At 53.0% G+C, this 13,568-nt stretch carries 10 protein-coding genes; 5 read left to right on the top strand and 5 right to left on the bottom strand.

Annotated elements, in window-relative coordinates:
* Positions 1-42: 42 nt before the first annotated feature.
* Positions 43-1,194, bottom strand: a complete 1,152-nt coding sequence (locus ATW55_RS15540) for a transglutaminase-like domain-containing protein (RefSeq protein ID WP_067720385.1) — start codon at positions 1,192-1,194, stop codon at positions 43-45.
* Positions 1,195-2,118: 924 nt separating this feature from the next.
* On the opposite strand from ATW55_RS15540, the gene ATW55_RS15550 reads away from it, so the two are divergent.
* The 5 genes from ATW55_RS15550 to ATW55_RS15570 all read left to right on the top strand — a co-directional run bounded on the left by ATW55_RS15550 (position 2,119) and on the right by ATW55_RS15570 (position 11,209).
* Entirely contained in the window at positions 2,119-2,685 is a 567-nt protein-coding gene (locus tag ATW55_RS15550) for a hypothetical protein (RefSeq protein WP_067720389.1), read from the top strand.
* Between the two features lie 303 nt (positions 2,686-2,988).
* Entirely contained in the window at positions 2,989-3,264 is a 276-nt protein-coding gene (locus ATW55_RS15950) for a hypothetical protein (protein WP_082685933.1), read from the top strand.
* A gap of 48 nt (positions 3,265-3,312) precedes the next feature.
* Positions 3,313-10,017 carry a DNRLRE domain-containing protein gene (locus ATW55_RS15560; RefSeq protein WP_067720394.1) on the top strand — a complete coding sequence of 2,235 codons (6,705 nt, stop codon included), beginning with the start codon at positions 3,313-3,315 and terminating at the stop codon, positions 10,015-10,017.
* Positions 9,986-10,438: a polymorphic toxin type 37 domain-containing protein gene (locus ATW55_RS17060; protein ID WP_082685935.1), complete on the top strand. Its 453-nt coding sequence runs from the start codon at positions 9,986-9,988 to the stop codon at positions 10,436-10,438. Before ATW55_RS15560 ends, ATW55_RS17060 begins: the two co-directional genes overlap by 32 nt.
* 528 nt (positions 10,439-10,966) lie before the next feature.
* On the top strand, positions 10,967-11,209 hold the full coding sequence (locus ATW55_RS15570) for a hypothetical protein (RefSeq protein ID WP_153005203.1): 243 nt from the start codon (positions 10,967-10,969) through the stop codon (positions 11,207-11,209).
* Between the two features lie 90 nt (positions 11,210-11,299).
* Here the strand turns inward: ATW55_RS15570 and ATW55_RS15575 are convergent, their stop codons facing one another.
* The 4 genes from ATW55_RS15575 to ATW55_RS15590 form a co-directional block, all read right to left on the bottom strand.
* The gene (locus ATW55_RS15575; protein ID WP_067720400.1) at positions 11,300-11,479 is read right to left on the bottom strand and encodes a hypothetical protein; all 180 of its coding nucleotides are present in this window, start codon (positions 11,477-11,479) and stop codon (positions 11,300-11,302) included.
* 70 nt (positions 11,480-11,549) lie between these two features.
* Complete coding sequence (locus ATW55_RS15580; protein ID WP_067720402.1) at positions 11,550-12,050, bottom strand: transposase; 501 nt, start codon at positions 12,048-12,050, stop codon at positions 11,550-11,552.
* A 14-nt stretch (positions 12,051-12,064) separates the two neighbouring features.
* On the bottom strand, positions 12,065-12,886 hold the full coding sequence (locus ATW55_RS15585; RefSeq protein ID WP_067565469.1) for an ExeA family protein: 822 nt from the start codon (positions 12,884-12,886) through the stop codon (positions 12,065-12,067).
* Positions 12,883-13,568: Mu transposase C-terminal domain-containing protein (locus ATW55_RS15590; RefSeq protein WP_160327275.1), on the bottom strand; the 686-nt coding region annotated here is incomplete at its 5' end. The genes ATW55_RS15585 and ATW55_RS15590, both read right to left, overlap by 4 nt.

The raw sequence follows: 13,568 nt of genomic DNA on the forward strand, positions 1-13,568 counted from the left end.
GGCCGTTCTATCCCCGTCGGTGAGTGCCGTTGACACATTGGACTAGTTTACAAGCATTCGAATGATACTTGTTTTGCCATGTCTCCCGAAGTAATTGACTGGTGTGACCGATATGTAGTTCTCGCCAACATGGAGAGAAACCTCAAGGCTATGTTGAGTCACAGTCGATGGCTCATCGTTGATTCTTACGTCGTAGTGGTCAAACCAAGGCATTGTATGTTTGAAATTCAGGGTAACTTTCCGAGTGTCTTCAATAGGCGTTTCTTTTGTCACACCACTTGGAATCCACTGAATCTCCACGGTGTTCAATGAAAAATCGATCTTTGTGCGGTCGCATGTGTATTCGAATGTTTGTCTCATCCTCTGGAACACAATGGGCGGCTGCTCATGTGGATCGTAATAGAACAATTCATTCCCATCACTGCTTCCCGTGGTACTCTTACTGCGGTTGAAACTATACATTCGCCTCACAGCAAAGTGATAGTAATATTCCTCCCAAAATCGAGTAAACCCATGAAAACCACTATGTTCAGGTAACGACTCCCACGTCTCATCTCGGTCGAAACCTTGTGGCACTTCGATTGAATTATAGTCACTGTTGTCCTGAGCCACAATATCATTGAAACCCGATACCATTTCCGACTGTTGGGACAAGACGATATCTCCAAAATCACCTTGACGCACTCGATCATGTAGTTCGAACAGAGATAGAGGCGTACCACTCTGGTCTGTATAAAACATGTTCATTTGTGGATCAAGCACAATCCACTTCCCAAATTCGTTGCTCCAAATATCAACAACCACATGACCTTTGCCTAGACCCGTATTCGAATTAGGTCTTCTTAATCCGATAACACGGGAAGGCACCCCGAACGCCGAATACACGTGCTGTAGCATGTGAGCAAATTCAACGCAGCGGAAGGCTACTTTGCCCTGCCTAACATCGTCCAACAATTCCAATGCACTCAGGGACGGAGCCTCGTCCCACCCTTGGTGGGCTGACAGATTGTGAACCCAGTCCATTATGGTAATAATTTGTTTCCATTCACTGCTACATGATTTAAGCTCCAAGCCTGTTGCCTTACGTAGTTTATCTCTAGGTTCAGGTTCTTCTGCCCAAACATAGCTATCGAAAGCGTACGACTTTTCTGTGTGATTGTACTCCAATAGTTCCCAACGAAATCGTCGGTCCATCGTGTTGCCCCCAAGAGTTCCAATTTTATCAACATGCCTGCGAGATGCTATCAGTAATTTTACAAGAGTTGCTATTGACGATTACTGCCCGAATGCGCAAGAGTCACCGTGGTGACAGCCTGTATAATCATACACGGGTTAAATGATGGTGATTTTGCAATTGCTCAACCAATGGCTGAAAAATAACAGGAGCAAATTTGTCGCTGTTTGTGTATCTAAAATTACAGTTGGTCGCGTATTTCAGATCGGACCGTTTACGGCTCGCGTGACAAACTGAAATCTTTTCGTGTCTTGCGAGTGGCGCTGCAACTCGAAACGAAGAAGGATCACACGATAAGATCTATATTCGACACTTTTCTGAAGAATCCCTTTGCAAGCAAGAGACGAAAGGGCGAATGTCGTTTTGGTACGCATTTTTTCATTTATCGATTTTGGACGGGACATGAGGATTTTAAGGAACATGGACAGGCCTGACAGCGTACAAGCGTGACAAGCTCCAAAATCCTTATCGATCGCGCGAAGGACAAGCGATCCTTGAACAAGCTGTGGTATACGAAAGCCTGTTTTCCCTTGAAAGGATTGGGTAGTCAAGCCTGTGTTATTGGGTAGGCGAGGTAGGATGATTCGGTAGGCAGCGTCTGCGCGTTTATACGTTTGTTTGGATAAACGGTTTTGAGGCCTGATGGGGTAAGTACTTTTAGGATGACGTAAACCGAACCTGTCGCCGTGTGGGTGGATGTAAACGGAAACGGATGATGAAGACGTATCCGTGGACGTTTCGCATCATCGACCAAGGTGATGTCCAATTTGACGTTTACGTTTGTGAAGAGGTACGCGAGAAAAAGGTGACAAGCTGGAGGGTCTAAGTGATCGGACAAGCGAGTAGGTATAGAGGGAAATTGAAAAAAGGCGGTGTCTTTCAAGGTGAAAAAACGCCCGGTTTCTCTCACCAATCAAATTCCTGCATCCGCTCGGGCCCTGGTCGAACAATTTGATGAAGCAAAAAGAAAAGGGAGTTCTTTTGAAAAACAGCACGTACGACAAACCTTTTGGGTTCGCCGCGATCTTGCGAAACGGGTGGATGAATTGTGCAAAACGCGAAAGGGTTTTAAGACGCAGTTTGTGAATTATGCGCTTGAGCGTTGCCTGGAGGAAGTAATGCGGGATGAAACGCGTGCGGATCGCGCGGATGAGACTGTGACGGAGCCCACCATGCCGAGTGAGGATGGAGCGTGTAAAGAATTGACGCGCCAGGAGGTCGAACAAATTCTTGATAAGAAAAACGCAGATGAGGCATGCCGAGCGAAAGCGTGGGAATGGTTTTTTCCTGATCAACGTGATCAAACGAAACTCTGGAACTCAGAAAAAAACACGTTTTCACACGAAAACATTAAAATTGGGAATGGGTTGCGTAAATTCCAGTCTGCTCAGGGGTGCATTGAGTATTTTATTGAACAGTACCCTTATTGGAGGAAGATCGGGAAGTTTTAGGCCAAATTAAAAATAGGTGAGTCCATGGTAGGAGAAGATAAAATGCTGAGCAACGGAAAGGTTTCTCAGCGCCTTCATTCGATTGAGTTAAACTGCAATCGAGAGATGGTTCGCAATGATCGATTCGTGATCGCTATATGGTTTTATCGATAGGGTGTCACCCTGCAATTTCCTTGACTTCAGGATTGCAGGCATTGGAGAGAAAGGATGTATGGCGTAACAGAATGTGCGTCATGACGAACCTGCCATGCGCGTGGTAGGCTCCTTTTTGTGCTTTGATACGATCACAAAGGGAGCTGTGTCATGCGATCTTTTAAGAAGGGCTCGGCGACACTGGCTCTTGCGATGTTGACGACGTCGATCAGTCCATCTTTTGCCTCTACAAGGCCAAGTGTTGGCCAAACGAATGCTTCTTCTGTGTCTTCTTCTTCTTCGTTTGCATCGGTCTTTTTTCCATCGTTTTCAACGACTCAACCGATCGTTCAAAAGGCAGCGTCGCATACGCCGCATACGGGATCAAAGCAAGCAACCTCACGCGCGTCGCGTCTGCAAACGGGGTCTCTTGTCGCGCCGAGGTAAATCGGTGCTTTGCCCCCTGTAATGCATCCGAGCGCGGTGCAAACGGCCATGATCCGAACGACCCGCAGTGTGCGACCAAGCGTCCCCACGGCACCGAAGGCATCGCCTGCGCCGCTTTCCTATCAGGCGCATGTGGCGGCCGTGTCGGGCACAGGTCCCTTGGTGACCTTCACGCGCGACAACGCCTCCATCGCATTTACGCTGCAGCAAAGCAGCAAGGTGCCCGTCTCCTTTGCTGCGCAGGGCGCAACCTATGCAAACATTCTCCCCCATGTCGATCTGGTGTATCAGATGATGCAGGGGGGCGTCAAAGAAAGCATTGTGCTCCACCGCGCACAAGCACCACACACCTTTACGTTTCTGGTCGACACCGCGCATGTCATGGTGCGCGAGGTGCCGTCCCAGGGCATCCTTTTCTATGATCAAACCACGCATCAACCGATTGCGATCATCCCCAATCCCACGATCCGGGATGCGTCAGGGGCCACGTCAAACACGGCCGTCTCGATGCACTCTTCACCGCTTCGAACGGGGCAACTGTCTGTCACCGTGTCGGTGCAGGACGCGTGGCTGAAGCAGGCACAGTTTCCCGTGACGATCGATCCGTCGATTGTCAGTGCCACCGGTCCTGCGTGGACGCCTTCACAAACCTTGCAACAAGGGATGAACCCAACGGGGTTAAACGGACTTGGGAACGTGGATTATGCGTCCCTTGCCATGCTTAAACCGGGAAGCACGCCGCAAGAGATTCTCTCCTTGCGCACAGGTCATTCGCAAACGTTTCTAAATCCCAATGGCACCTACACGACGCACATTTTTGCCAATGCGAAATTCTATAAAGACACAAAAGGCGCATGGCAGACTCTGAATGAAGCGCTCACGGCAAGCGCCAACCCGGCTTTTGCCTACCAAAATACCGCAGGCCCGTTTACCGCGCAGTTTGCAGCGCAAAGTGTCGCGTCAAACACGGTGTCCTTTACCAACCAAGGGGATACGCTTTCGTTTGGCCCGGTCAGCGGGAATGTGAGCACGGGCGTTGAACAAGGCAATCAGGTGACGTATCCGCAGGTCTTTTCAAACACGGACCTTCAGTACAACGTATTGCCTCAAGGTGTGCAGGAGAAAATTCTGATGCACTCCGCTGCGGCACCCTCGTCTTTTGCGTTTACGCTAAATACCAAAGGACTCACCTTTACGCAAAAAGCGGACGGATCCATTGTCTTTACGGACGCGACAACGCATGATTTTGTCGCACAAATTCCTGCACCTTATATGTACGATGCCACAGGTGCAACATCTTATGCGGTCAAACAGACCATCGTCGATCAGGGGAATGGAACGGCCCTGCTGACGGTCACACCGGACGCTGCGTGGGTGCACGCGAGCGAACGCGTTTTTCCGATTGCGATTGACCCGACGCTGACAAGCAACAGTAACAACAGCTCGCTTTTAAATACGTTTGTCTCATCCCAATACCCAAGCACCAATTATTCCGGGAATGGGAATACGACGGTGGATGCGGGGAATTCCAGTTTTTACGGCACGATGCGCGCGCTGATCGGGTTTGACAACTTGCCGCCTTTGATGCCAGGGGCGACGGGTGCCACGATCGTGTCGGCCACGCTCTCGGCCTTTCAGACGAATGGCAATGAGGCGGGCACACCGATTTCTGTGCTTCCCATTACGCAAAACTGGAATGCGCAGTCGGCGACGTGGGCCAATCAGCCGACCGTCGGCGCGGCCATGAATACGCAAACGACCGCGGCCCTTCCGAGCCCCACCGGTCAAACGATCTCAGGGACATGGCAATTCAATGTGACCTCTGCGGTCAAATCATGGTACAGCGAGCAGGCGGATAATTACGGTTTTGAACTTGTGGCGCCTTCCGGGGCGACGGAGTACGCCTCGTTTGCCTCGTATAACAGCATCACGCATCCCGCACCCACCCTATCGATTACGTATACGGTGCAGCCGGTTGGAAATGAGCCGTTTTGGTCGCAAACCAGCGACGGCGTGAATTTGGCAGATGGAAACCTGGAGGTTTTGCAGACGGACCTCTCGACGCCAGGGCGCGGGTATCCCGTCTCCATTTCGCGCACGTACAACAGCATGAATGCCACGTCAGAACCGCCGGGTCACACGAACCTGTTTGGCAACGGTTGGTCATCAAACTTGGACATGTCGATTGCCAACTGGGGACACGGCCCGATCCTTTTTACGGATGCCAATGGCCTGCAACACATCTTTGTTCCAAGCAACAAAGCCCAAGGCTACATCGCCACCGGGGCGGAACATTTGACCTTGACTGTGACGAGTTCTGGCGGTTATCTCGTCACCGAACAGGATGGCACGCAAATCGCCTTTAATGCGCAGCGAAAGCTTACTTCTATTACCGTGCCGACGGCGACACAGTCGCAAGTGACGTCCTTTCTTTACAACAGCGCGGGGCAATTGGACGGCATTCAGGATCCCTCCGGTCGTCTATGGGCGGTTTCGCTCAACAGCAATGGAACGATTCAAGCGATCACCGATCCTGCGGGGCGCGAGATCACGTACACGTATGATGCAAGCGGAGATTTGACCGGTGTGACGGTCGCGTCGCAAGCAGGATCGACCGATCAAACGAAGGTCTCGTACGGCTACGGCACATCCGGTCTTTTGACGTCCATGACCGACGCCAACGGCAATACGACTGCGATCACGTATCAATCGGGCACGGCGCAGGTCCATTCGGTGAGTACGCCGATCACCGTTTGCGGAGCGGTGGTGCAAGCGACGGATACGTACACCTATGGAACGACATCCGGAAATGCAACCACCACGGTGACCGATGCCAACGGCCATCAGGTGTTGTACACCACAGGCAACGCAGGCACGCTGCTTTCATCCCAGGTGGATCCCTCCGGGCTAAACTTGACGACGACGTACGCGTGGAACCAGGCCGATCAGTTGATGAGCGTGACCGATCCCAATGGGAACACCACGACGATGAGCTATGACAACACAGGGAGCAATGGAATTGGCACGGGGGTTCCTACCGCTTCGCAACTGGCCAATGGCGCGGTCTCGCAAATTTCATCCAACGCCTATGGAAGCGTGGTGGGGATCCAAAACACCAATGGCTCTTCGACGTCCAATCGCTACCAAGGGATCGCCCTCTCAAGCACGATGGATCCGACGGGCAAGACGACACTTGTCAGCTATGACAGCAATGGCAACCCGCTGGCCGTGAGTGCGCCGCTTGGCATGGGCCACAACCTGATTCCAAACGGCAGTTTTGAAAGCGTCGATGCCGCCACGGGGTTGCCGCTTTATTGGGAGAGTGCGTCGGGCAATGGGACCATTGCCGATACGACGGCGACGGCAAAACTCGGCGCGCACGCGCTGATGATCCAGGCGGGCAGCCTGAACCCGACGTATCTGCTGCAAAATGAACAGATGCCGATTCATCCAAACGAATCGTATGTCCTTTCCTTTTGGGTAAAAACAGTGGGAGTCCAGGGCTATCTCTTGAATACGGGGCCGATCGGTGCGGTGATCAATGCCCACTGGTACACGGCATCCGGAGCCATCGCTTCAGGCAGCAGTCCGGCGCCTTCGATCTATCTCGGAAATACCCTTGGCACCACGGGGTGGACCCGCGAATCGGTGGTGGTGACCGCGCCGTCGGATGCGTATGCGATGAATCTGAACCTGGTACTTTATGGCACCACGGGAACCGCGTATTGGGATGGGGTGCAGCTTGCGCCGATCAACGGAAACGGCGTGAACAGTGCGAATGCGCTCGTCAACAGCTCGTTTCAAAACCAGGCGACAGGCGCACAAGATCCGGGGAACTGGTCGGTTCCCAATGGGGAGGTGGATCTTTTTGCCGTCGACACGTCGGTCATGCACAATGGTCTGCCCTCGGTTTGGTTTGAGGCAGACACCGCCAATCCGGTAACCTTGAGCCAAACGGTTCAGATTCCCGCGTGGGATTGGAACGGTGTTTCATTCTCGGTCAACTCGACAGAAAGCGGAGGCACTGCGCCGACTTCGTCATCGGCTGCGACGTATCAGGTGTCACTGCAAGCGTCGTATTCCGGAACCACCCACGTTGCAACGTTCACGCTTCCCTTTTCGTTTACTTCGGGGTGGCAAAACAAATCGATGGATCTCTCGAAGGCGCAGTTGATGTATAACAATCAGTTGCCTGATCAACTGACGTTTACGATGAATTATACCGACGCCTCCGGGCATGCTTGGTTTAATGATCCACAGGTGCGCTTTCTGGCGACGTCCGCCCCTGTTTCACAAAACAATCTGCTTGAGAATCCGGGCTTTGAGAATCACTTTGGCAGCGGCAGTCTTCCGGATTCCTGGGTGGCCTCGGGCCCTGGCAGCGCATCTGCGACAAGCGTCGGTTCAGCGGGTGATGTGCACACAGGGCAGCATGCGCTCGCGGTGACCCCGCCGGCCAGTGGCAATACGGCAGAAGTCGTCACCAACACCTTGCCTGTGGCGTATCAAAGTGGGACGACGTATACGCTGTATGGGTACATCCACACGCACGGGTTTCAGGCGAACAGCGCCTACCTGCAACTGCAGGCGTTGAGTACTTCGGGCACTGTGCTCGGGACGTTTATGAGTCCATGGATGGGCGCAGGAGGCAACACCCCGTGGACGCTGACCGAGGTTTCCGTGTCGCCATCGCAGATGCCGTCAGGAACCGCCAACTTGCGTGTGGGCATGGTGGTTAACCCGGATGCAAACGGCACGAATTCCGTCGCCTTGTTTGATGACCTGATGCTGCTGCCATCCAACATGCAGTCGACGATGCAGTATGACAGTGCGGGAAACCAAGTAACGGCGGTCACCGATGCGCTGGGTCACACGACGCAGTGGAACTACCAGGGCATGGACAACACAAGCGGCAACTACAGTCCGAATTTCACGGGAGAAAACACCGGGGATCCAAGTCAGGTCACTGATGCGCTTGGCAACGTCTCATCGTACACGTACAACAAATTCAATCAGATCGATTCGTACACGTACACCGATTCAAGCGGCGGCGTCGCGGGCAACCCGACGTTCACGTACGGGTATGACGGCAACGGGAATCTGACGCGCATCACAGACCCGTTGGGGCAGACGGTCTCGTACACGTACAATCAGCAAAACGAGCCGACGTCCCAGACGCAGACGGTAAACGGTGTCGCAGAAACGACCACGGAGTCGTACAATGCGGCGGGTCTTCTGACGGGGGTCAGCGACCCGAATGGCGTGACGACGACGTATGCGTACGACGCGGCCAACCGCCTGCAGACGGTGACACAGACCAAGGGTGCGACGACCGACACGTTCGCATTTTCGTATGACAAAAATGGCAACGTGACAAGCATCGCCGAAAATGGGAACGCGGCCAACACGTTCACGTACAACAGCCTGAATCAGTTGGTGCAAGACCTTCAGCCGTTTTCAGGAAGCATCGTGAACAAGGACCAGTTTACGCTGGATGCGCAGGGGAATGTGACCCAGCAAACGGTCACGCTCAACGCCACCCTGACAAGTCCGTATGACGTGTGGACGAATACGTACCTGTATGATCTGGGATCGGAGATGCTCCAGGCGAGCGACGGCAAGGGGACGGTGCAGTTCACGTACACGTCGCGCGGCCTGATGGCCTCGGTGCATAACGTCAACTCGGACAGCACGACGTTTTACACGTACAACGTGCTTGGCAAGGTGAGCGAAGTCAAAACGATTACGCTTGGGATTGCGGGTACGCCGAGCCAGACGCTGCAGGATGAGACGTATACGTATGACGCCAACGGCAATGTCACGCAGGTGACCAACCGATTGACAAGCGCGGCGCAGACGTTTGTGTATGACAGCCAGAACCAGTTGATCGAGGAGACGACGCCAAGCGGCGTGACACTTTCGTACACGTATGACGCGATGGGGAATCGGACGTCGATGGCCGACTCGGCGACGGGCGTCACCACGACGTACGGGTACAACGCCGAAGGCAATCGCCTGCTCTCGGTCGGTGGCACTGCGATCTCCTATGACGCGAGCGGACAGATGACAGCATATGGGACGACGGGCTACGTGTGGAACGCTGAGAATCAACTGGCGAGTGTGAGCACGCCAAGCGGCACGACGACGTTTACGTATGACGCGCTCGGTCGGCGGGTGACGATCGGCAGTGAGCACCTGGGGTACATCGGATCATCGGATCTGGTGTCGTATGTCACGGATGCGAATGACAACGTGGTGCAGCGCTTTACGTACAATGCGGCAGGGCTGCCGATCCTGATGTCGATGGCGCAGGGCGGAAGCTGGTACACGTACGCATATGTGTACGATGGGTTGGGGCAGATTGTCGGGCTGATCGATGAGACGCCGGGGAGCGCGACGCTTGGGCAAGAGGTGGCGACGTACACGTATGACGTGTGGGGGAACCTGCTGTCACACACGGACACGTCGGGCACGGGGGTGGCGACTTCCAATCCGTTTTTGTACAAGGGGTACTGGTATGATTGGAGCACGGGGCTTTATGATCTGAATGCGCGGTACTACAATCCGGCACTCGGGCGATTCTTGAGCGTGGATCCGGTGGGGGCACAGGTGGGCAGTGGGGCGCCTGGGTACAATGGATATGCGTACGCGAGCAACAACCCGGTCAATCGGGTGGATCCAAGTGGGATGTTGCCTGAAGAGGAAGAAGGGGGACTTGGGGGTGGCGGCGGCGGAGCGAGTGAGTATCGGTGATCCACTTGCCAGTGGTGCAAGTGGGGGTCTTGGCGGTGGCGGTGGCGGTGGCGGTGGTGGAGGTGCCTCATTGTCAGGAATGCTCATCAATGACAGTGCCTCAGTATCCACTGAACTCGATCAGTTGATCAATAACATGGACGGAAATGGGTTCGTTAATGAGGGTACGGGGGAAGCATTACCAAAGGTAAGATATCCGGGTAATGACCCTGCAAAATCTCCTGGGCAAGGATGGGAATGGCGCGGTAAAGGAAACCCCTCAAGCGGAAAAGGAAGTTGGTACAATCCAAAGACGGGAGCCAGTTTACATCCTGACCTGGGACACCCAGATCCAATCGGACCCCATTGGGATTACACTGCCCCAGATGGGCAGCAATATAGAGTTTATCCAGATGGAAGAATTATTCCGAAAGGAAAATGAGATTCGGATTAGGTGGTGTAACGATGATATCCAAAGACGATTGGCGTTGGACCAATCAAATGAATTATCTGTTCCAGGCAAAGCTGAGGCACAAGTCGTACACCCAGAGGAATGACAACTGGGATCACGATCACTGCAGTTTTTGTTTCGATGAATTCAACAGTCCTCAACAAACGGGCTATTGTACTCTTGACGAATATCATTGGATTTGTGAGACGTGTTTTAGTGACTTTCATGAGATATTTGAATGGGATGTCCAGACTTAATTCAGATAGCGAGTAACGCAAATTTCAAGCGCTGTTACCGCAGGGAGCCAACCTCGTTAATTCAGGGTTCGGCTCTCTTTTTCGTCTTCACTTGGTCATTTGGTCGTCTTAGTATGGCCACGAGGTGAATCAGAAATGACCAAAGCAGTCGGTGATGTTAGGCTCTAATGGTGGACACAGCGAATCGAGAAGCGGGGCGCCTGGGTACAATGGGTATGCGTACGCGAGCAACAACCCGGTCAATCGTGTGGATCCAAGTGGGATGTTTGATGAAACAGTGAGTGGTGGCGGCGGTGCTGGACCCGGTGGAATCGGCGGTGCAATCAATCGTGGCGATCAGATCGCAAAAAGTGTTGATGAAAATCTTGTTGGTACAACTTCGGGCATAGCGCAAAATGAAATCGTACCAGTATCGCTTCAAGTAGATCAACTTCTCAACGACATTTCCAGAACAGGTCTAATCAATCAAGGGACGGTAGATGTCAACTCATTGATGAGAAAATAGACGACATTTAGGCTGAAGAAGACCGCTTAAATCCGTTTTTGGGCATTAAAATGCCCGGGAGACCCATTTTTACGTTCCAATTTCAGGATATTATGCTGATGCGTTGTCTGGCTTCGTCACTACAAATCCCTGCTTCTGCAGTCGGCGAATCATCAGTTCTTCGGTTGAGATGGGCTTGCGCTTTTCCAGATATTCAGCGCCCAGTTCGTTATAAGGTTGACCCGTCTTCAGTATGTGGTACGCAATCACAAGAATCTTGTGTGCGATCACGACGTTCGCTCGCTTCTTGCCCATTCGCTTGGTCACTGACCAGAACTTTGATCCCAGGAACGTACGCGTTTTACTGGCGGCCCAGCCTGCCTCTAACAATCCAGTTCTCAGCGCTTGGTTGCCCTGTGTCGTCTTCGCTCTTTTTTTTACCTGCACTTTCATGATTGCCGGGACTAAGCCCAGCCCATGAAGAGAGGTGGGACGCCGAAGGAAACACGGGCATATCAGTTCCGATTTCGGCGAGGATGACTTTCGCCACATTCGGCCCAACACCCGGGATGGTTTGTAGTAGTTCTTCTTGCGTTTGATACGGAGCGAAGTATTGCTCCATGTCCGCTTCCAGGTCGGCGATGGACTTCTCAAGAAACGTGAGATGATCCAAAGAACGCTGGATGATTTTTCGGTGATGCAAGGTCACCCTACCGTTTAGCGCAAGTGTCAGTTCAGGTATCTTGGGGCGCAAACGACCGATTGTGTAGCCGCTCACGCTGTTTGACGGTGATTTGTTCACCGCCATTGGCGGAGCGGCCGTAACGTCAATCTGCCATGGAACTGGATGTTCAACCGTCAATCACTTAGCTTCAGCTAGCTAGCTGTCCCTCGTTGCCACTCCTGGTCTGTGAGCACTCTCTGAGCGTGCCCCTCCTCAATCGCTTCACTGTCTCGAGCCGCCGCATCATACAACGCCTGTGTACACAGTTGGTTTACCACACGCGGGATACCACGGCTGGCCGTGTAAATCATTTGGATGGCACCATCCGTGAAAACGGGCATGTTGGTCCCAGTCTGCTTCATTTGGTGTCGAATGTACTGAGCGGTTTCCTCCCGCGTCATGCCTGCTAAGTGGTAGGCCATGTCAATCCGCTGAGAAATGGCTTCATATTTCTTCAAACGCAGGTTTCTCCGAATCTCCGGTTGTCCAACGAGAATCAGCGGAAATGGAGAGGTTGAGTCCATGTGCTGGTTGCGGACGAATCGAAGCTCCTGAATCATTTCCTCAGCCATGTCCTGCGCTTCATCAATCACGACAACCCACCGTCGCCCAGACGGTTCGCCTTGGCTTTGGATGCGTTCACTCCACAACTTCCTTGCCTTGCTTAATCCAAACGGCATCGCCTCGCCCAGATGGCTCAGTAATTCACCATAGAAATCTTTGGGCTTCAGTCCCAACTGGCACAGATAAATCGGCAAGTATCTCATTTCATCCAGTCCAGTCATGAGCCTGCGAATGAGCGTCGTTTTGCCACTGCCTACCTCACCGGTCAGCAGCCCAAAGGCCTGGTTTTCCACAACGTACATGAGACGAGCGATCGCTTCTCGGTGTGCTGCAGAATCATAGAGTGCTTCGCCCGTGGCGTCCCGTCTGAATGGGACGGACTGCCAATTCCACCGCTCCATTGGTGTCATTGTACGTCACCACTTTCGGCAAAACGGAGCCCTTCAGCATTGACCCTCTGTTTCTGCTTAAGCGCTTCAAACATTGAGATTCCCGGTGCCGGTGGTGCACTAGCCTCTACCTCTTGTTGCACCCGGCGGTCATAGCGACGGGTGAGATCGATGGGCGCGGCATCCGCATACCGGTGCTCGCCGTACCAGACTTGTATTGTGGTGAGGTCAAATGGATCATAGCGCAATTGTACCTTCTTGTTGGCAAGTTCGTCGTCGACCTGGAACAGATTCCCCTGGAGTGAGACGCACCCGGCCTTATCCGCCTTTCGCTCCTCTTGCCAGTAGAAGATCTCCGTCAACTCCTGTTCGGATATTCTCCGTGCCCTGCGTGTGGTTTGTGCGGCCCGTTGCTTAGGAGCCATTCCAGTGCTGCCATGCTTGCGTTCGTGGTAATAGACGTTAGCCCAGGTTTGGAATGCGTCGTTGAGGTCGTCCAAGGTTTCTATATAGCCTGAATCAATCGCTTGGTACGCTTCAGGAACAAAACTGGTGTCAATAAAACGAAATAGCCTCTCAATTTTCCCACGTCCAGCCGGTCGACGAACGGTACTGTGGGACAGATGAATCCCCACACGACCACAAATACGTTTCAGGTGGTCGGATGCAAAAACGGCACCATTGTCCACGTACAGCTGTTCTG

This window comes from Ferroacidibacillus organovorans (assembly GCF_001516615.1).
GTDB classification, from domain to species: domain Bacteria; phylum Bacillota; class Bacilli; order Alicyclobacillales; family SLC66; genus Ferroacidibacillus; species Ferroacidibacillus ferrooxidans_B.